The sequence below is a fragment of the Streptomyces sp. NPDC020958 genome, assembly GCF_055562175.1.
Genome location: NZ_JBVHFU010000008.1, coordinates 309,275 through 328,609 on the forward strand (window position 1 = coordinate 309,275; position 19,335 = coordinate 328,609).

General features: G+C 71.8%; 20 protein-coding genes. 14 read left to right on the forward strand and 6 right to left on the reverse strand.

What is annotated here, in order from left to right; all coding sequences use genetic code 11:
• Nucleotides 1–27 precede the first annotated feature (27 nt).
• The 10 genes from ACZ3KP_RS24525 to ACZ3KP_RS24570 all read left to right on the forward strand — a co-directional run bounded on the left by ACZ3KP_RS24525 (nt 28) and on the right by ACZ3KP_RS24570 (nt 9,897).
• Entirely contained in the window at nt 28–1,557 is a 1,530-nt protein-coding gene (locus ACZ3KP_RS24525; RefSeq protein ID WP_467501729.1) for a GMC family oxidoreductase, read from the forward strand.
• Nucleotides 1,557–2,777 carry a quaternary amine ABC transporter ATP-binding protein gene (locus tag ACZ3KP_RS24530; RefSeq protein ID WP_467501730.1) on the forward strand — a complete coding sequence of 407 codons (1,221 nt, stop codon included), beginning with the start codon at nt 1,557–1,559 and terminating at the stop codon, nt 2,775–2,777. Before ACZ3KP_RS24525 ends, ACZ3KP_RS24530 begins: the two co-directional genes overlap by 1 nt.
• A complete protein-coding gene (locus tag ACZ3KP_RS24535) occupies nt 2,777–4,711 on the forward strand; it encodes an ABC transporter permease (RefSeq protein WP_467501731.1) in 1,935 nt (644 codons plus the stop codon). The genes ACZ3KP_RS24530 and ACZ3KP_RS24535 overlap by 1 nt, the downstream gene beginning before the upstream one ends.
• Nucleotides 4,712–4,713: 2 nt before the next feature.
• Nucleotides 4,714–5,664, forward strand: coding sequence for an ABC transporter substrate-binding protein (locus ACZ3KP_RS24540; protein WP_467501732.1), 951 nt, complete (start codon nt 4,714–4,716; stop codon nt 5,662–5,664).
• A 104-nt stretch (nt 5,665–5,768) separates the two neighbouring features.
• Nucleotides 5,769–6,635 carry a tyrosinase family protein gene (locus ACZ3KP_RS24545; protein ID WP_467501733.1) on the forward strand — a complete coding sequence of 289 codons (867 nt, stop codon included), beginning with the start codon at nt 5,769–5,771 and terminating at the stop codon, nt 6,633–6,635.
• 122 nt (nt 6,636–6,757) lie between these two features.
• Nucleotides 6,758–8,170, forward strand: a complete 1,413-nt coding sequence (locus ACZ3KP_RS24550) for a condensation domain-containing protein (RefSeq protein ID WP_467501734.1) — start codon at nt 6,758–6,760, stop codon at nt 8,168–8,170.
• Nucleotides 8,171–8,321: 151 nt separating this feature from the next.
• Complete coding sequence (locus ACZ3KP_RS24555; protein WP_132892896.1) at nt 8,322–8,567, forward strand: hypothetical protein; 246 nt, start codon at nt 8,322–8,324, stop codon at nt 8,565–8,567.
• Nucleotides 8,568–8,603: 36 nt separating this feature from the next.
• Nucleotides 8,604–8,984 (forward strand): hypothetical protein, encoded by a 381-nt coding sequence (locus ACZ3KP_RS24560; RefSeq protein WP_467501735.1) that lies wholly within the window; start codon nt 8,604–8,606, stop codon nt 8,982–8,984.
• A 131-nt stretch (nt 8,985–9,115) separates the two neighbouring features.
• Nucleotides 9,116–9,388 (forward strand): hypothetical protein, encoded by a 273-nt coding sequence (locus tag ACZ3KP_RS24565; protein ID WP_132892893.1) that lies wholly within the window; start codon nt 9,116–9,118, stop codon nt 9,386–9,388.
• 164 nt (nt 9,389–9,552) lie between these two features.
• Nucleotides 9,553–9,897, forward strand: coding sequence for a hypothetical protein (locus ACZ3KP_RS24570; protein WP_360563158.1), 345 nt, complete (start codon nt 9,553–9,555; stop codon nt 9,895–9,897).
• A gap of 78 nt (nt 9,898–9,975) precedes the next feature.
• On the opposite strand, the gene ACZ3KP_RS24575 is transcribed toward ACZ3KP_RS24570, so the two are convergent.
• The 3 genes from ACZ3KP_RS24575 to ACZ3KP_RS24585 all read right to left on the reverse strand — a co-directional run bounded on the left by ACZ3KP_RS24575 (nt 9,976) and on the right by ACZ3KP_RS24585 (nt 11,453).
• The gene (locus ACZ3KP_RS24575) at nt 9,976–10,266 is read right to left on the reverse strand and encodes a hypothetical protein (protein WP_358981659.1); all 291 of its coding nucleotides are present in this window, start codon (nt 10,264–10,266) and stop codon (nt 9,976–9,978) included.
• Nucleotides 10,267–10,510: 244 nt separating this feature from the next.
• The gene (locus tag ACZ3KP_RS24580) at nt 10,511–10,792 is read right to left on the reverse strand and encodes a hypothetical protein (RefSeq protein ID WP_046727336.1); all 282 of its coding nucleotides are present in this window, start codon (nt 10,790–10,792) and stop codon (nt 10,511–10,513) included.
• A 184-nt stretch (nt 10,793–10,976) separates the two neighbouring features.
• The gene (locus ACZ3KP_RS24585) at nt 10,977–11,453 is read right to left on the reverse strand and encodes a hypothetical protein (RefSeq protein WP_358987952.1); all 477 of its coding nucleotides are present in this window, start codon (nt 11,451–11,453) and stop codon (nt 10,977–10,979) included.
• A 463-nt stretch (nt 11,454–11,916) separates the two neighbouring features.
• Between ACZ3KP_RS24585 and ACZ3KP_RS24590 the strand changes: the two genes are divergently transcribed.
• The 3 genes from ACZ3KP_RS24590 to ACZ3KP_RS24600 all read left to right on the forward strand — a co-directional run bounded on the left by ACZ3KP_RS24590 (nt 11,917) and on the right by ACZ3KP_RS24600 (nt 13,818).
• On the forward strand, nt 11,917–12,672 hold the full coding sequence (locus tag ACZ3KP_RS24590; RefSeq protein WP_467501736.1) for a hypothetical protein: 756 nt from the start codon (nt 11,917–11,919) through the stop codon (nt 12,670–12,672).
• 72 nt (nt 12,673–12,744) lie between these two features.
• Nucleotides 12,745–13,023 (forward strand): hypothetical protein, encoded by a 279-nt coding sequence (locus tag ACZ3KP_RS24595; protein WP_467501737.1) that lies wholly within the window; start codon nt 12,745–12,747, stop codon nt 13,021–13,023.
• A 141-nt stretch (nt 13,024–13,164) separates the two neighbouring features.
• Nucleotides 13,165–13,818, forward strand: a complete 654-nt coding sequence (locus ACZ3KP_RS24600; protein WP_467501738.1) for a chaplin — start codon at nt 13,165–13,167, stop codon at nt 13,816–13,818.
• A gap of 112 nt (nt 13,819–13,930) precedes the next feature.
• Here ACZ3KP_RS24600 and ACZ3KP_RS24605 read toward each other — a convergent pair whose 3' ends face one another.
• Nucleotides 13,931–14,455, reverse strand: a complete 525-nt coding sequence (locus ACZ3KP_RS24605; protein ID WP_467501739.1) for a carboxymuconolactone decarboxylase family protein — start codon at nt 14,453–14,455, stop codon at nt 13,931–13,933.
• 46 nt (nt 14,456–14,501) lie between these two features.
• Here ACZ3KP_RS24605 and pdxR point away from each other — a divergent pair, with 46 nt between their 5' ends.
• A complete protein-coding gene (pdxR, locus tag ACZ3KP_RS24610; protein WP_467501740.1) occupies nt 14,502–15,935 on the forward strand; it encodes a MocR-like pyridoxine biosynthesis transcription factor PdxR in 1,434 nt (477 codons plus the stop codon).
• Nucleotides 15,936–16,016: 81 nt separating this feature from the next.
• Here the strand turns inward: pdxR and pabB are convergent, their stop codons facing one another.
• Nucleotides 16,017–18,164, reverse strand: a complete 2,148-nt coding sequence (gene pabB, locus ACZ3KP_RS24615; protein WP_467501741.1) for an aminodeoxychorismate synthase component I — start codon at nt 18,162–18,164, stop codon at nt 16,017–16,019.
• Between the two features lie 134 nt (nt 18,165–18,298).
• Entirely contained in the window at nt 18,299–19,126 is an 828-nt protein-coding gene (locus ACZ3KP_RS24620) for a DMT family transporter (protein ID WP_358987955.1), read from the reverse strand.
• Between the last annotated feature and the right edge of the window lie 209 nt (nt 19,127–19,335).

A 19,335-nucleotide genomic window follows, 5' to 3' on the forward strand; every position in this document is an offset into this window, starting at 1 on the left:
CTCCCACCCCCCAGGAGTAACCACCTCATGGCCGATCACACACAGGAATTCGACTATGTCGTCATAGGCGGCGGAACCGCGGGTTCCGTCATCGCCTCCCGCCTCACCGAGAACCCCGACGTCACCGTCGCCGTGATCGAGGGCGGCCCCAGCGACGTCGGCCGCGACGACGTCCTCACCCTGCGCCGCTGGATGGGCCTGCTCGGCGGCGAGCTCGACTACGACTACCCGACCACCGAGCAGCCGCGCGGCAACTCCCACATCCGGCACAGCCGGGCCCGCGTCCTCGGCGGCTGCTCCTCCCACAACACCCTCATCGCGTTCAAGCCGCTGCCCTCCGACTGGGACGAGTGGGAGGCGGCCGGCGCCAAGGGCTGGGGCGCCGTCCCGATGGAGGCCTACTTCGCCCGCCTCCTCAACAACATCGTCCCGGTCGACGAGCAGGACCGGAACGCCATCGCCCGCGACTTCGTCGACGCGGCCCAGGCCGCCCTGGACGTCCCGCGCGTCGAGGGCTTCAACCGCAAGCCGTTCACCGAGGGCGTCGGCTTCTTCGACCTCGCCTACCACCCCGAGACCAACAAGCGCTCCAGCGCGTCGGTGGCCTACCTGCACCCGGTCATGGACGAGCGCCCCAACCTCCGCATCTTCCTGGAGACCTGGGCCTACCGGCTGGAGCTGGACGGCACCCGCGCCGACGGCGTCCGGGTACGCACCAAGGACGGCGAGGACCTGCTGATACGGGCCCGGAGCGAGGTCGTCCTGTGCGCCGGTGCCGTCGACTCCCCGCGCCTGCTCCTGCACTCGGGCATCGGCCGCCGCGCGGACCTGGAGGCACTGGGCATCCCGGTCGCGCTGGATCTGCCGGGCGTCGGCGAGAACCTCCTCGACCACCCCGAGTCGGTGATCGTCTGGGAGACCCACGGTCCCCTGCCGGAGAACTCCGCGATGGACTCCGACGCGGGCCTGTTCGTCCGCCGCGACCCCGAACACCCGGGTCCGGACCTGATGTTCCACTTCTACCAGATCCCGTTCACCGACAACCCGGAGCGGCTGGGCTACGAACGCCCCGCGCACGGCGTCTCGATGACCCCGAACATCCCCAAGCCGCACAGCCGCGGCCGGCTCTACCTGACCAGCGCCGACCCGTCCGTGAAACCCGCGCTGGACTTCCGCTACTTCACCGACGAGGACGACTACGACGGCCGCACCCTCGTCGACGGCATCCGCATCGCCCGCGAGATCGCGCGCACCGAGCCGCTGGCCGGCTGGCTCAAGCGCGAGGTCTGCCCCGGCCCCGAGATCGTCGGCGACGCCGAACTGAGCGAGTACGCCCGCAAGGTCGCGCACACCGTGTACCACCCGGCGGGCACCTGCCGGATGGGCGCGGTCGACGACGAACTGGCGGTGGTCGACCCCGAGTTGCGTATCCGAGGGCTGGACGGCATCCGGATCGCCGATGCCTCCGTCTTCCCGACCATGCCGGCCGTGAACCCGATGATCGGAGTGCTGATGGTCGGCGAGCGGGCCGTGGACCTGCTGAAAGGCGGTGCGTGATGACCAGTACGACCGACACCCGGACCCAGCCGCCGACCGCGGCCCCCGTCTTCTCCGTCGAGGGACTGTGGAAGGTGTTCGGCCCGAAGGCCGACCGCGTCCCCGGCGACCCCGAACTGACCGGGCTCCCGCCCGCCGAGCTCCGCTCCCGCACCGGCTGCACCGCCGCCGTCCGCGACGTCTCCTTCGACGTGCGCAAGGGCGAGGTCTTCGTGGTCATGGGCCTGTCGGGGTCCGGCAAGTCGACCCTGGTGCGCTGCCTGACCCGGCTCATCGAACCGACCGCCGGCACGATCGCCATCGACGGGGAGGACGTCCGTGCGATGGACCGGGGCCGGCTGCGTGAACTGCGCAGGCACCGCGCCGCGATGGTCTTCCAGCACTTCGGGCTGCTGCCGCACCGGTCCGTCCTCGACAACGTGGCGTACGGCCTGGAGATCCAGGGCGTCGGCAGGGCCGAGCGGCGCGAGCGGGCCGCGGAGGTCGTCGCCAAGGTCGGCCTCGAAGGCATGGAGCAGCGCAGGCCCGGTCAGTTGTCCGGCGGGCAGCGGCAACGCGTCGGGCTGGCACGGGCGCTGGCCGTGGACCCGGAGGTCCTCCTGTTCGACGAGCCGTTCAGCGCGCTCGACCCGCTGATCCGGCGGGACATGCAGGAGGAGGTCGTGCGCCTGCACCGTGAGGAGGGCCGCACGATGGTCTTCATCACGCACGACCTGAACGAGGCGCTGAAGCTCGGCGACCGTATCGCCCTGATGCGTGACGGGCGGGTGGTGCAGCTGGGCACCCCCGAGGAGATCGTCGGCTCCCCGGCCGACGACTACGTCCGCGAGTTCGTCCGGGACGTGCCGCGCGAGCAGGTGATGACGGTGCGCCGTGCCATGCGGGCCGCCGAGGCGGGGGAAGCCGAGGGCGGGCCGGTGGTCGGTCCCGGCGCGACCGTGGCCGAGGCGATCGAGGTGGTCGCGGGGGCCGGTGCCCCGGCACGGGTCGTGGACGGGGAGCGGTGCGTCGGGGTCGTGGACGCCGACGCGTTGCTCGGGGTCGTGGCGAAGAACGACACGGGCGGTGCTTCGGCCGCGGCCGAGCGGGAGCCGGTCGCGCAGTTCCCCGCGCCCCAGGGCGAGGACCCGCAGCGCCCGCCGGAAAGCACTCCGGCCCCCGCCACCCCGGTCCCGGTCCCCCCGGCCCCCGCCGTGCGCACCACTCCGGAGGGTGTCTGATGGCAACGATCAGTGTCCCGAGCCCCCGTCGCCTGTCCCTCCCCGCCAGCCTGGCCGTACGCAAGCTGCTCGCCCTGGCCGTGATCGCGGCGGTCCTGGTGCCGGTCGCCGACTCCCACTGGGGCAGCGCGGCCTGGCCGCACCACCTCACCGTCGATCTCTCCAAGCCGCTGGCCGCCGCCAGCAACTGGGTCGTCGACAACCGTGACACCCACCCCCTCTTCCTCTACTTCTTCGGCTACATCAGCAACGCCGTCGTCCTCACCGTCCGCGCCGTCTACCTCACCCTCCTGGCCGCAGGCTGGCCCGGCGTCACCGTGCTCGCCGCCGCGGTCGCGTACCGGGTGGCCGGAACCAGGCTCGCCGCCGGCACGGCCGTCGCCTTCCTCGCCTGCGGTGCCCTCGGCATGTGGGTCCCGACGATGCAGACCCTCGCGCTGATGGTCGTGGCCGTGCTGGCGTCCGTCGCCGTCGGCCTCGCCCTCGGACTCGGCGCCGGTCTCTCCGACCGGCTGCACCGTGCCCTGCGCCCCGTCCTCGACACCATGCAGGTGCTGCCCGCCTTCGCGTACCTGCTGCCCGTCGTCCTGGTCTTCGGCATCGGCGTTCCCGCCGCCGTCCTCGCCACCGTCGTCTACGCGGCCCCGCCGATGGCCCGGCTCACCGCCCTCGGCCTGCGCGGCGCCGACCCCGAGGTCCTGGAGGCCGTGGAGTCGCTGGGCGCCACCCGCCGCCAGCGGCTGCTGACCGCCCGTATCCCGCTGGCCCGCAAGGACCTGCTCCTCGGCCTCAACCAGACCATCATGATGGCGCTGTCGATGGCCGTCATCGCCTCCGTCATCGGCGCCGGCGGCCTCGGTGACCGCGTCTACCAGGCGCTCGCCTCCGTCGACGTGGGCGCGGCTCTCGCGGCCGGCATCCCGATCGTGCTGCTGGCGGTCGTGCTGGACCGCATCACCGCGGCGGCGGGAGAGCGCGGGGACACCCGCGAGCCGGCCACCGGTCTCCTGTACGCGCTCGGCGCCACCGTCGCGGTGGCGGTCGCGGCGCGGCTGCTCGGCCTGCTGGACTGGCCCGCGTCCTGGACCCTGAACTTCGCCGAGCCGGTCAACCGGGCCGTGGACTGGATGACCGCGCACCTGTACTCGGGCGTCCCGGTCGTCGGCGGCACCGCCGACTGGGCCGGGCACTTCACCACCTGGGTGCTCGACCCGCTCCGGGACGGCCTCCAGTGGCTGCCCTGGTGGGCGGTGCTGCTGGTGGTCGCCGCCCTGGCGTGGCTGATCGGCACCTGGCGCACCGCGCTCACCGCCGTCCTCGCGATGGCCGCGATCGGTGTGCTGGGCGTGTGGGAGCCCTCGCTGGACACCCTCTCGCAGGTCCTCGCGGCCGTCGCCGTCACCCTCGTGCTGGGCTTCGCGACCGGTGTCGCCGCCGCCCGCAGCGACCGGGTCGAGCGCGCCCTGCGTCCCGTCCTGGACGTCTTCCAGACCATGCCGCAGTTCGTGTACCTGATCCCGGTGGTCGCGCTGTTCGGGGTCGGCCGCGCCCCGGCCGTCGCCGCCGCCGTCGTCTACGCCCTGCCGGCCGTCGTACGGATCACCGCGCAGGGCCTGCGCCAGGTGGACCCGGCCGCCCTGGAGTCCGCGCGCTCGCTCGGCGCCACCGGCCGCCAGCAGCTGACACAGGTCCAGCTGCCGCTGGCCCGCCCCGCGTTGCTGCTCGCCGTCAACCAGGGCGTGGTGCTCGTCCTCGCCGTCGTCATCATCGGCGGGCTGGTCGGCGGTGGCGCGCTGGGCTACGACGTGGCCTTCGGCCTCGCCCAGGGCGACCTGGCGACGGGGCTGGTGGCGGGCGCCGCCATCGTCTGCCTCGGCCTGATGCTCGACCGGGTCACCCAGCCCACACAGCGCCGTACGCGGAAGGGAGCGTGACCATGCGCCGCACCACCGTCGTCACCGCCGCCTCGATCCTGGTCCTCGCGACCGGCTGCGGTGCCGCCGACATGACGAAGCAGGCCTCGCCGTTCGCCAACGCCCAGGGGTCGAAGACGGTCACCCTCTCCGTGCAGTCCTGGGTGGGCGCGCAGGCCAACGTCGCCGTCGCCCAGTACCTGCTGGAGCACAAGCTCGGGTACCGGGTCGAGACCGTGCAGGTGGACGAGGTCCCGGCGTGGGACGCGCTCAGCCAGGGACGCGTCGAGGCGATCCTGGAGGACTGGGGCCACCCCGACCAGGAGAAGCGCTACGTCGACGACAAGAAGACCATCGCCAGGGCCGGCGGCCTCGGGGTCACCGGGCACATCGGCTGGTTCGTGCCGACCTATCTCGTCAAGCAGCATCCGGACATCACGAACTGGAAGAACCTGAACAAGTACGCCTCGCTGTTCCGCACCGCGGAGAGCGGCGGCAAGGGGCAACTGCTCGACGGCTCACCGTCGTACGTCACCAACGACAAGGCGCTGGTGAGCAACCTGAAGCTGGACTACCAGGTCGTCTTCGCCGGTTCCGAGGCCGCCCAGATCACCCAGATCAAGCAGTTCGCCAAGGAGAAGAAGCCCTTCCTGACCTACTGGTACGCGCCCCAGTGGCTGTTCAAGAAGGTGCCGATGACCGAGGTGAAGCTGCCCCCCTACAAGGAGGGCTGTGACGCCGACGCGGCCAAGGTCGCCTGCGCCTATCCGCACACCCCGCTGCAGAAGTACCTCAACGCGGACTTCGCCCGCGGCGGCGGCCGGGCGGCGGCCTTCCTGAAGAAGTTCCACTGGACGACCGAGGACCAGGACGAGGTCTCCCTGATGATCGCCGAGCAGAAGCTGAGCCCCGAGGAGGCCGCCAGGAAGTGGGTGGACGCCCACCCCGACGTGTGGAAACGCTGGCTGTCCTGAGCCCGCCGCCGGGCGCGCGCCGCGTCACCGGTCCGGCCGTAGCGCGGTGACCCGAAGGTGTGTCCGGCGGTTACCCCTCCGGCCGATGCCCGAGGGAGGCGTACGTGGTCCACACGCGCAAGAACGTCAACCAGCTGTCCCGAGCCGAGCGGCGCCGGTTCGTCGAAGCCCTGCTGGAGGTCAAACGCCGCGGTGAGTACGACGAGTTCGTACGGCTGCACATCGCGCACAACTCCGCCGACCGGGAACACCGGTTGCGCACCGCCCACATGGCGCCGTCCTTCCTGCCCTGGCACCGCAAGCTGCTGCTCGAACTGGAGCGGGCGCTGCGCAGGGTGGACGCGTCGGTGACGGTGCCGTACTGGGACTGGACCCGGGACCGGGCGCCGAACTCCCTGCCGTGGACCGATGATCTGCTCGGCGGCAACGGACGGCGCTCGGACCGGCAGGTGATGACGGGCCCGTTCGCCTACCGGGCGGGCCACTGGAAGATCACCGAGAACGTGACCGACGTGCCGTACCTCACCCGCGACCTCGGCCGTGCCCGCGCCCCGCTCCGGCTGCCGACCGCGCGCGACCTCGAATTCACGCTGGCCGACCCGGTGTACGACAACTGGCCCTGGAACTCGGCGGTCACCCGGGGCTTCCGCAACAAGCTGGAAGGCTGGGGGAGGGGCCGGGGCAGCGTCTCCTGGCAGAACCACAACCGGGTCCACCACTGGGTGGGTGGCGTGATGCTCAGCGCCGCCTCCGTCAACGACCCCGTCTTCTGGCTGCACCACTCCTTCGTCGACCTGCTGTGGACCCGCTGGCAGCAGCGCAACCCCGGCCACGGGTACCTGCCCGAGCGGCCGCCCGGCGCGGGTGACCCCCAGCGCGGCCGGGTGGTGGCCCGGCACGAACGGCTGCCGCCGTGGGACGTCACACCCGCCGAACTCGAGGACGTCAGCGGGATCTACCGGTACGAGTGAGGCGGGCGCTCGTCCGTTCGAGATGTCACACATCTCGCTGAAAAGTCGGCGACACAGCGGCCATCGCGCGCGTACGGCGTCCCCTTGATGAAGCTGGTGTCTTCTGCGAAGGAGACGCCACCGTGCGAATTTCTGACATCCAGCGCTGCGAAATCCGGCCGGGACGGCTCGTCGAGTGGAGGTTCAGCCCGGTGACCATCGCGGCCGCGGCAGCGCTGCCACCGGATCCGAGGCCGCCGGCCTACATCCAGGAGTCGCACATCAGGACGGCCCGGTCGGTGCGGGAGGACGGACTGTTCGTCCCGACCTGGCTCGGTGCGGCGTTCGACCTGCCGGGGCCGGTCGACCTCGACGCGCTGGAACGGGCGTTGCGGGACTGGACGCTGCGGCACGAGACGCTGCGCAGCGGATTCCGGTGGGCCGGTGACGACATGCAGCGGTTCACCCTCGACGAGGACGACGTGTCCCTGCACCGCGAGGTGGTCGGCGACTTCACCGACGCGGGGGCGCTGTCCCGGTACCTGCAGGATCGGTTCGACGCCGCGGCGGACGCGCTCGGCTGGCCGAACCTCATCTACACGGCGGTCGTGCGCGAGGACTCCACCAGCGTGTACATGGCCTTCGACCACACCAACGTGGACGCCTACTCCCTGCACCGGCTCCCGGAGGAGATCCACGGCCTGTACGCGGCGGCCGTCACCGGACATCCGGTCACTGGCCCGGCGGTCGGGAGTTACGTCGACTTCTGCGAGCAGGAGCGGGCGAACGCGGACGGCATCGACGACACCCACGCGATCGTCGCGCGCTGGCGGGAGTTCATCGCCCGGTGCGGTGGCCGGCTCCCGGAGTTCCCCGTCGACCTCGGTCTGCAGCCCGGCGGTGAGCTGCCCACCCAGAAGCTGGTGTGCGAGCCGCTCGTCGACGCGGACGCCGCCGCCGCGTTCGAGGCGTACTGCCGTCCCTACGGCGGGAGTCTGGTCGGCATCCTGGCCGCCACCAGCCTGATCGTGCACGAACTCGGCGGCCGGCCGGTCTACCGCACCGTCGTGCCCTTCCACACCCGGCTGAAGTCCGCGTGGTCGGACTCGGTGGGCTGGTACGTGGGCGGCGCCCCCATCGAGGTGCCCGCGGCGCGCGACCTGGAGGGTGCGCTGGAGACGGTCCGCGCCGAACTGCGGGCCAACCGTTCGCTGGCGCGCATCCCGCTGGCCCGCGTACTGCGGCTGCTCGGCGCGGACTTCCGGCCGACCTCGCCCGACATGTACTCGATCATCTCGTACGTGGACGCCCGGCTCATCCCCGGCGCCGCCGACTGGGCCGAGCAGAAGGCGTACGGGCTGATCCGGGTGTCGTACGGGGACCAGGTGTGCGCCTGGGTCAACCGGCTGCACGAAGGGCTCTGGTTCGCCTGCCGTCACCCGGACACCGACATCGCCTACAAGAACGTGCGCCGGTACGTCGAGAGACTGCGGGACCTGATCCTCTCCGTGCCGGCACCGGATCGCTCGCGGGCCACGGAGTTGGCGCTCTCCTGACCCAACTCTCCCCATCCATAAGGTGATGATGTGTTGCTATGTCACCCTCGGGATGGATGTCCGTTGTGCAGCACCTTGTGCGGCTACTGCTAGTGTTCAACGTGTCACGCTAGGCAATCAATTCGCCGCACAGCAAAGGACCGAGGGTTCCATGCGCAAGCTTCAGCAGGTCGTGATCGCAGCAGTGGCGGCCGCCGGGGGTCTGTCCGCCGTCGGCGCCACCCCCGCCGTGGCCGACTCCTACGACAGTGGGCCGCAGGTGTCCAACCACTACCGCCCCTACCAGGAGTGCAGCCCGCAGACGGTGTCCGAGAACGACGTCCCGATCGGCGTGCTCGGCCTCGCCGACACCCTCGACACCACCTGCGGCCAGTACAACCAGGCCTTCACCGGCTGAGTCCGGCGGCTGTCCGCACGAAGGAAGGCGCATCACGTGTTCAGCGGGAAGAAGATCGCGGCCGTCTCGGGACTCGTCGGCGGCATCGCCGCGGCCTGCGTCGGGCTCACCCCGGCGTACGCCGCGGCGGGCCCGGGGAAGTGCACCGACGACCTGATGGGCAACCTCACCTGCACCCAGCGGATCAGGGGCGAGGTTCCCGAGGACGGTGTCATGCAGCACCAGGAGACCTGCAAGCCGGTGCAGCCCGTGCAACTGCCCGCCGTACTCGGGCAGGGGACGGAACGGCTCGGCCCCGAGGTGACCTGTTCCCCCATGACCGTGGGGGTGGCGCCGGTGGAGGAGGGTGACGAGCAGGAGCCGTCCACCGGTCCGTTCGGCGTCATGAGCCGGATCCTTCCGGTCGGCGTCCGGTAACGCTTATACGGCAGACGGGGCTGACGCGCCACACGCCGAGTGGAGATCCTCGAATGACTACGGAACGTGTGTATATGCTCACATTAAGTAGTCAACCCGGGCGTTCCTGCCTGGACAAGAAAGGGTCAATCATGCGTAAGTTTCAGCGCGTCGCACTCGTAGCGGCGACGGTCGCGGGGCTCTCCCTCCTCGGTGCCGGGGTCAGCTCCGCCGCCGGTGGCGAGGACGCGCCCCCGCAGATCACCGCCGTGGCCAACTCGACTGCCAACGCCCTGGCCGTCGGCGGCGGTTACTACGCCGCTCCGCAGGCGCAGCCCGAGGCCCAGCCGGAGGGCCAGCCGCAGGAGCAGGGGAACCCCGGCCCGGAGCAGGGTGGTTACGACCAGAACCAGGGTGGCGAGTAAAGAAGCACCCCGCACGAACTCGGCATCCCCTGTCGGCGCGGATCCGCTCCGTCCGCCGGTGTGCTGAGTGACAACCATGGCGAAGGCAGCCCGGACGCGCCCCGACTCCGTCGGGGGCCGCGTCCGGGCTGCGTTGCTTCGCCTTTCGGAAAGGAAGACAACTCATGTTCCCCTCGCGGAAGATCGCCACGGTCTCCGGGCTCATCGGGAGCCTCGCCGCGCTCTGCGTCGGCGCCGGGCACGCGTACGCGGACCCGTCCCCGGGTGACTGCAGGACCACCGCCCAGGGCGGCACCGTCTGCGTGCGCAAGAGCGAGACGCACGTCGACAAGAACGGCACCCACGTCCTCAAGCAGGCCCAGGACTGCTCGACCTCCGACCGCCCGCAGGTGCTGTTCCCCGGGGACCAGGCGGCCGGCGACGGCTCCGCCGCCGTGGGAGAGGTCGTCGACTGCTCCAACAAGGCGGAACTGCCCAAGGGCTTCAAGAGGCCGCACATCGAGTTCTGAGCGCCGGAAACGACAATCCCCGGTTTCCCGACCGACGGTCGGGAAACCGGGGATTGTCGTTGAACGCTGCTTTTGACGCTACTTTCCGAACGAGTTGTTGCAGCCCATGGACGAGCCCAGGGACGACTGCTGCGCACCCGAGTTGCCCTCGCCGTTCAGCAGGTTGCCGCCCAGGCCGTTGAGGATGCCGACCTCGCCGAGAATGTCGAGGTTCAGGTCGTGCGACCGGCAGGTGCTGCTCTGCTGGACGTTGAATTCGTCGCCGCCCTTCTTGCCCCAGCCCTGGTCGGCGTGGGCGGCGCCGGCACCCAGGAGTCCAAGGCTCCCGAATGCGGTGACGATTACGGCGGCGGTGCGGAGCTTGTGCATGTCATCTCCGATGTGGAATGGGGTGGATGCGATCTCGGGGGAAATCGCCATCTGTGTCATAAGGCTGATACGAAATACCCGGGACGACCGGACGACGCGCCGATTGTGTTTGTATTTCGTCGCCTTGGCGAACCCCGGCACACACGAATGGTCCCGGCGCCCGGCGTTCGGCCCGGCGCCGGGACCATGGGCCGTCCGGCGCCGCGGCGCCGGACGAGTCCTCGGAAGGCTGCTGTCGGGGACCTCAGAAGGCGCTGTTGTTGCAGCCCATCGTCGAACCGAGGTTGGTGGCCTGGGCGCCCGGGTTGCCCTCGCCGTTCAGGGCGCTGCCCAGCAGGCCGTTGAGCAGGCCGACCTCGCCGAGGACGTCCAGGTTCAGGTCGTGCGACTTGCAGTGCGAGCTCTGGTTGATGTTGAACTTGTCGCCCTGGCCGTGGCCCTCGCCGCCGGCGTAGGCCGTGCCGCTGACGAGGCCGATGCTGCTGAGTGCGGCGACCAGGACGGCGGCGTTGCGAAGCTTGCGCATGTCATCTCCGTGGAGTGGGGGGTGCGATCTGTTGCCGGATCGACTTTTTACAGTTACGGGAGATTAGTACGTAATAGGGCAAATCTGGCAGCGACGCGCTGTTGTTTCGAGCGCGCGGCAGAAACACCCGAAAAGTCGTATGGCCGGTGGCGGAGTCGCTGACCACCTTCGCCAACTACGGCCGTCAGCCCTGGCGTTGCGCGCTGGCGAGGGCGTTCGACTGGCTGTTGGCCTGGGTGCAGTCGACGCCCCGGGTCTGGGAGGCCGCGAGCAGGGCGACCGGGATGTTCGCGTCGAGCAGGGACTGCGGACTGCACTCCTGGTACGGACGGAACATGTTGCTCTGGGTCACCGGGCCGCCCTGCGCGACCTGCTGCGGGGCCTGGGGCGAGATCTGGGGGCTGATCTGCGGGTTCAGCTGCGGGTTGAGCTGCGGGGCGACCTCGGTGCCGCGCTGCGGGGCCGGCTGCGCGGCCGGCGTGCCGTACGTCTGCGCGGTCGCCTGGGCGGAGGTGGCCGCGGCGGCCTGGGCGTCCGGCTGGGAGACCGGGGTCGGCCCGGTCCCGTAGGAGACGGGCGCTGCGGAACTGGGCCCGGCGCCGACGGCGGTCAGACCGCCGGCTGCTGCGACGATGAGCGCGACTTGCCGAAACTTGCGCATGGAATCCTCGGCCCTTCATGTGATCTGTGCTCGGAACCTGATGAAATGACTGATGAGGAAGCGCGGTTATCGCTTCAATGCCGTCCGGGCGGCCGGTACGGACGTTCGCCCTCACCCCCGTGAGGAACGAGAGGTCCGCGGGCCCGGATACGGCCCCGATGTCGTGTCACCCGTTTGCCGAAAGGCATATGAGCTGCAATACCCCTGCCGATGACGGCAATTGGGTGACGGAACTTTGAATACCCGTGACCACGGCGCGGCGCTCCTCGTTCCGGTGGGGAGAGGGCGGTGGTCGAGGACCTGACGGTATTGAGGCGAATCGCTGCCGGCTCGATGCGAAGTCCGCGTGCTGCTCAGGAGTACCGCTGCTGAAAGTGCAGTGCAATGACCGCACCGACTGCACGCGCGACCGCACTGAACGCAATGGACTTTCTCATCCAGGTATCGAAGGGCCGAGGGTTTCATGCGCAAGCTACACAAGGCCGCGCTCGTTCTGGCAGCGGCCAGTGGTCTGTCCGCCATCGGCGCGGGCGTCAGCTATGCCGACGCTCCCGTCGGATATGGCGGTCCAGCCCCGGCGCCGGCTCCGGACCAGCCGTATCCCCAGGCTCCGCCCCCGGCACCGCAGCAGGCCGGTTACGCCGCCGGTCAGACACAGGGATCGGCGCAGGCCACCGTCCCCGCCTACCCGCAGCAGCAGGCCGCGCCGCCCCCGCAGTACCAGCCGGCCCCGCCGCCGCAGTACCAGTCGGCGCCGCAGTACCAGCAGGCTCCGCCGCAGTACCCCCAGCAGGGCGGTTACGCCTCCGCCTCGGCCTCGTCGCAGGGCTCGGCCCAGGCCACCGCCGCTCCCTCCTACCCGCAGCAGGCGGCCCCGCCGCAGTACGCCCCGGCACCGCAGTACGCCCAGCCGCAGGCCGCTCCCGCCTACCCGCCGCAGTACGCCCCGGCGCCGCAGTCCGCGCCGCCGCAGGTCGTCCCGCAGGTCATGCCCCAGGTCATGCCGCAGGTCGCCCCGCAGCTGGCTGTTCCCCAGGGTTCCGCGGCGGACGGGCCGACGCGGGTCACGCCGCAGGTCAACCCCCAGGTGAACCCGCAGGTGAACCCGCTCGTCAATCCGATCCTCGGCGCACCGGCCGTACCGGGTCTGGCCCCGGTCGGGCTCGGCCAGGTCGCGGCGCCCCCCGTGGGCCAACTCGGCCTGCCGCGGCTCGGCTGACGCGTCGTCATATTTTTCTGACCTCCCCTCGACCCGCAGCGGATCCCCGTCCGCTCGACCTACGGAGAACCCATGCGCAAGCTCCACAAGGTGGCCCTCGTGGGCGCCGCCGTCCTCGGCAGCGTCTGCTCGGCCGGCGGCGGTACCGCCTTCGCCCACGGTGAGCCGGGCCACGACATCGACGTCACCCAGGGCACCGAGTGCCGCTCGCACGACATGAACATCGAGGTGCTCGGCAACGTCAGTGCCCTCACCGGACTGGCGGGCAACCTGCTGAACGGCGAAGGCAACCCGGGTGCCCAGCAGAGCCACCTCGGCTCGGACATGGGCTGCAACAACCAGGCCCTCTGATCCGGCCGGACGGCAGATGCCGCCACCTCATCACCATCCTCAGCAATCACGACAGTTACACCGAGTCCGGGTGAGTGCCCGCGACGCGTCTGGAAGGGCAGGGAACCCATGAAACGGGCTACCCGAAACAGTGTGATCGCCATGGCCGTCGCCTCTGGCGCGATGGCAGTCGCGGGGACGGCCCACGCCGACTCCGCCGCCGACGGGTCCGCGAGCGGCTCGCCCGGAGTGGGCTCCGGCAACACCATCCAGTTGCCGGTGGACATCCCGGTGAACCTGTGCGGCAACACCGTGGACGTGGTGGGGCTGCTCAACCCCGCCATGGGCAACAAGTGCTCCAACACGGGTCACCAGGCGGCGGGGCAGACGGGCTCCCGGACGTCGGGCGGGGCCATGGCCCACGGCAGCACCCACGACTCGCCGGGCGTCCTGTCCGGCAACGACTTCCAGATCCCCGTCCACGTGCCCGTGAACCTCAGCGGCAACAGCGTGAACGTGGTGGGGGTCGGCAACCCCGTCCTCGGCAACGAGTCCAGCAACGACTCGTACGGCGGTCCCGACACGCCCACCCCGTCGGCACCGACCACGCCGCGCGTCCACCAGCAGCCGCACCACCCGGCCAAGGCGCACCCGAGGCAGACCACGGTCGTACGGCACCGCACGACCGAGACCCTCGCCCACACCGGAGCGACGAGCCCCTGGGCGCCGGGTCTCGTGAGTCTGGCCTCACTGGCGGCCGGAGCGGTGCTGTACCGGCGCTTCCGCCCCGGGACGGGCAACGCGCCGCACGCCTAGACCGGCACCGCGCGCGGTGACCGCAGGCCCGGGCCGAACGTGACGCGGACGGCCCCGAGTTCGCCGAGCCCGGCGGGCGAGGGGCCCGAGCCGTCCGCCCGGACGGGCCCGTTCACCCGTGCCGGCCCGGTGTGTAGTGCCCCGGAACCATGCGGGTCGTCACCGCGAACCGGTTCCAGGAGTTGATCACGACGATCGAGGCGATCAGCTGGGTCAGCTGCGCCTCGTCGAAGTGCTTGGCGGCCCGCTCGTAGACCTCGTCCGGCACGAATCCTCCCCCAGACTTCGTCTGGGAGGTGCCCCCGGTCAGCACCGTGATGGCCTCGGTCAGTTCGATCGCGGCGAGTTCCTGCTCCGTGTAGAAGTGCTTCGACTCCTCCCACGCGCTGAGCTGGACGATGCGCTGCACGCTCTCGCCCGCCGCGATCGCGTCCTTGGTGTGCATGTCGAGGCAGTACGCGCAGTGGTTGAGCTGCGAGGCGCGGATCTTCACCAGCTCGAACAGCTTCGCGTCCAGGCCCTTACGGGCCGCTCCGTCCAGGCGGACCATCGCCTGGTAGACCTCGGGCGCGTGCTGTGCCCAGGCCAGGCGGGGGGTGTGCTCGGGAGCGTACTCGGCGGTGTGTTCTGTGGTCATACCTCGACCCTACGAGCAGGGCAGCCCAGGGGTATGGTCCATTTCCATGGCGAAAACATGGGCCACTCAGGGAGCCCTGGGCATCGACCTGCACCTGGAACCGGCCGGTCCTGGCCTGCGTCGGGGCCTGACCGACGCCCTGCGCCAGGCCGTCCGCAGCGGCCGGCTGGCCCCCGGTACCCGGCTGCCCTCGTCCCGCTCCCTCGCCGCCGACCTGGCCATCGCCCGCAACACCGTCGCCGACGCCTACGCCGACCTGGTCGCCGAGGGCTGGCTCACCGCCAGACAGGGCTCCGGAACCCGGGTCGCGACCGGCCTGCCTGCCCTCCCGCCGGACCCTCGCACCACGGTCGAGGCCGCCACGACGGTCCACCGCCCCGCCTACGACCTGCGGGCCGGCTTCCCCGACCTCTCCGCCTTCCCGCGCGCCGAGTGGCTCAAGGCGGCCCGCCGCGCCCTCACCGCCGCCCCCAACGAGGCGTTCGGCTACGGCGACCCGCGCGGCCGCGTCGAACTGCGCACCGCGCTCGCCGCCTACCTCGCCCGCGTCCGGGGCGTGCGCGCCGACCCCGAACACATCGTGGTCTGCGCCGGGTTCTCCCACGCCCTGAACCTGCTGGGCCGGATGCTGCGGGCGCGCGGCGCGGACGCGGTCGCCGTGGAGTCGTACGGCCTCGACGAGCACTGGCGGCTGCTGACCGCGGCCGGGCTGCGCCACGTCCCGCTGCCGATGGACGACCTGGGCACGGACACCGGCGCGCTGGGGCCGGGTCCGGCCGCGGTGCTGCTGACCCCGTCGCACCAGTTCCCGCTCGGCCTGCCGCTGCACCACGACCGGCGGGCCGCGGTCGTGGACTGGGCGCGGCGTACCGGCGGCCTGGTCCTGGAGGACGACTACGACGGCGAGTTCCGCTACGACCGCAGGCCCGTCGGCGCCCTCCAGGGCCTCGCTCCCGACGAGGTGGTCTACCTGGGCACCGCCAGCAAGTCCCTGGCCCCCGGGCTGCGGCTGGCCTGGATGGTGCTGCCGCCGGCCGTGGCCCGCGAGGTGACCCGGGTCAAGGGCGAGGTGGACACCTGCGGCGCGCCGGACCAGCTGACCCTGGCCGAGTTCATCGGTTCCGGCGGCTACGACCGCCATGTCCGCGCCTCCCGTATCCGTTACCGGCGACGCCGGGACGCCCTGGTCGCCGCCCTCGCCGAACGCGCCCCGGCGATCCGGGTCACCGGCATCGCGGCGGGCCTGCACGTGGTGCTCAGGCTCCCGCCCGGCTCCGTGACCCGGGTGATCCGGGCCGCCGCCGCCCGCGGCCTCGCCGTCGAGGGCCTCACCCCGCGCCACCGCCACCCCGCGGCCGCCGTCGAGACGCCCGACGCCCTCGTGCTCGGCTACGGCACCCCCGCCGACCACGCCTGGTCCGGCGCGCTGGACACCCTGTGCGCGGTACTGTCCGACCCCGCTGTGATCAGCGTCGCCTGACTGCACGGAGGCTGCCCGCACCGGTCCGAGGAGACCGCGCGCCCTGGCCGGCGGCCGCAGCCGTTCGGATGGGGGGCCGGGTCATCGGGCGGCCTTCTGCGCGGCGTCCGCCGCGGTCGTCGTGTGCTCCCGCAGGGCGCGCATCTGCGCGGCCGTCTTCAGCAGCATCCCGTCGTACTCGGCGGCCGGGTCGGAGTCCAGGACGATCGCCCCGCCCGCGCCCAGCCGCATCCGGCCGCCCGCCAGCACCGCCGTGCGGATCACGATGCTGAGGTCGGCGCCGCCGCTGCACCCGAGGTAGCCGAGCGCCCCCGAGTACACGCCCCGGGCCGTGGTCTCCAGGGAGTCGATGATCTCCGTCGTGCGCAGCTTCGGGGTCCCGGTCACCGACCCACCCGGGAAGCAGGCCCGCACGCAGTCCACGGCGTCCGTCCCGGCCCGCAGCCGTCCGGTCACCGTCGACACCAGCTGGTGCACGGTCGCGTACGACTCGGTGTGCATCAGGCGGGGCACCCGCACGGTTCCGGTACGGCAGACCCGGCCCAGGTCGTTGCGGAGCAGGTCGACGATCATCAGGTTCTCGGCGCGGGTCCTGGCGTCCGCCGCCAGCCCGTCCCGCAGCCGCTCGTCCTCGAACGGGGTCGCACCGCGCGGCGCGGTCCCCTTGACGGGCCTGGCCTCGACCACCCCGTCCCGGGTGATCCGCAGGAACCGCTCCGGCGAGGAACCGGCCACGTCCAGCTCGCCGAACCGCAGGAAGGCCGCGTACGGCGCCGGGTCGACGCGGCGCAGCTCCCGGTAGAAGGCGTACGGATCGGGCGGGGCGGGCAGCCGGGCCGCGTTGGTCAGGCACACCTGGTAGCCGGTGCCGGCCCGCAGTTCCCGCCGGCAGGCCTCGACGTCGGCGAGGTAGCCGGCCCGGTCCCGCACCAGCCAGGGCTCGGCGACCTCCGGCTCGGGCGCCTCGGCGGCGGGCGGGACCGGCCGGCCGGTGCCCGGGGCCAGGAAGGTGAGCTGGGCCAGTACGGCCTCCAGCCACTCTTCCGCCTCCCGGGCCGCCTGCGGGGTGTCCTCCGCCAGGCAGACCGCGTAGGTGACGTCCTCCTCGTGGTCCACGGCGAGCAGCCGGTCGGCGAACAGCCAGCAGGCGTCCGGGGTTTCGGCCTTGTGCGTGTTCGGGGAGCCGCAGTCCGCCTTGGTCTCGTAGCCGAAGTAGCCGACATAGCCGCCGGTGAGGTCGAAGGGCAGTTCGCCGGCGTCCACTCGGCGGCTGGTCAGCTGCCGCTTCAGGTAGTCGAAGACGCTCGCCGACACCTTGCGCGGCGGCCGTCCGGCCCGCTCCACCTCGCACCGCCCGGCCGTCACGTCGTACCGCACGAACTCGGCGAGCGGACCGCTGTCGTCACCGAGGAAGGAGAACCGCGAGCGGCTCTGCTCGACGAGGGAGCTGTCCAGCCAGAAGGAGCGGGCCGAGGCGGCGAAGAGCCGGCCGAACGCGGCCTCCGTGTCGACGGCACCGGCGGTCCGGCGGGTGTGCAGCCGGTACGCGGACGTGTCGCCCTGGCGGGGGCGGGGGATCGTCGTGCCCGGCCGGGGGACGACGGCGTCGGCCGGCGGGACGGCGGTGTTCTTGGAACGCGCCCGGCGGGCCCGGCGCGCCGTCAGGTTGCGGAAGTTCACCAGCATGCGGTGGCCGTACTCGGTGAACACCGACTCCGGGCGGAACTGCACGCCCCACAGGGGCCGTTCGCGGTGGCGCAGGCCCATCAGGACGCCGTCCTCGGCCCAGGCGGTGGCCTCCAGGACGGCGGGCAGCGGCTCGTGCACCGCGAGGGAGTGGCAGCGCACGGCCGTGAAGTCCTGGGTCAGTCCCTCGAACAGGTCCCGGCCGTCGTGCCGCACTCTGCTCAGGTGCCCGTGCCGGGGCTGCGGGGCGGGCAGCACCCGGGCGTCCTCGCCGAGCGCGATGCCCTGATGGCCCAGGCCCACCCCGAGCACGGGCACCGTCGCCTCGGCGATCACCCGGGCACTGATGCCGAAGTCACGGCCGTTTTCCGGATGCCCGGGTCCCGGGGACACCACCACGTTGTCGATTCCCGCGAGCCGGGAAAGCGCGCCGTCCCCGTCGTCGCTGCGGACCACCACCGGTTCCTCGCCGTTGACCTCGGCGATCAACTGGAACAGGTTGTAGGTGGACGAGTCGTCATTGTCGATGAGCAGGGTCTTCACCCGCCCACCTCCCTCGGATCGTTCCCGTCGCCCGGAGCGGCGGGTAACTGGTCACGGTGTCCTTTACGGAATGGACACAACGCGCGTTCAGGGAACGTCAACGAGGTGAAGTGACCGCCCGTCCGTTCACGGCCTCAGTCCTCCGCGGTCGTCTCCGGTGCCTCCCCGAACCGGGCCAGCGCCAGCGCACCCGCCACGGCCACCGCGAAGCCGAGCACCGCCAGCCAGGTCAGGCCCTCCCGGGTGCGGTCGCCGAGCCATACGACGCCCACCGCCGCCGGGCCGATCGTCTCGCCGATGACCAGGCCGGCCGTCGCCGTGGTCACCGAGCCGCGCTGGAGCGCCGAGGTCAGCAGCATGAAGGCGCCGCCACCGCCGACGAGGAGGGCGTACGTCGCCGGATTGGTGAGGAGGTCCGGCAGCCGCAGCGTGTCGATCAGCCGTACCGACACCTCCACCACCCCGAACCCGAAACCGGCCCCGAGGCCGAGGACCAGCGCCCGCCCCCGCCCCGACAGCCGCCCGCCGGCCAGCCCGAGCAGCAGCACGCCGAGGGCGATCCCGAGCATCGTCCACTTCAACGCCGTCGACCCGGCCCGGTCCCCCTCCGGCCCCGAGGCCAGCCCCAGCATCGCGAGCCCCGCGCACACCACCGCCACGGCACCCCACTCCGCCCCGCTGAGCCGCACCCGCAGCAGCCGCGCCGCGACCACCGCCGTCACCGCGAGCGACGAGGCCAGGGCCGCGCTCACCGCGTAGATGGGGAGCGAGCGCAGGGCCAGGATCTGGAAGACGAACCCCAGCCCGTCCAGGCCGAGCCCGACGACGTACCGCCACTGCCGCACCGCCCGCAGCAGCAGCGCGGCCTCCCCGCCGGCACCGTCACCGGCCTCCCGGGCGGCCATCGCCTGAAGAACCGTCGCCGTACCGAAGCAGACCGCCGCCGCGAGGGCGCACACCATTCCGAAGAGCACAGAGGGACTGTAGGGGAGTCGGGCGAGCGGTGACCGGGCGGGAAGGTAAGAAGCGGGCCCGGGGCGCCCCGGACCCGCTTCCTTCCGTTCCGCCGCAGGTCAGCTCGCGCCGGCCAGCCAGGCGGTGGCGTTCAGGGCGAGCGCCGCGTTGGTGGCGCCGGAGTCGTTCCAGCCGTCGTACAGCTTGTTGCCGGACT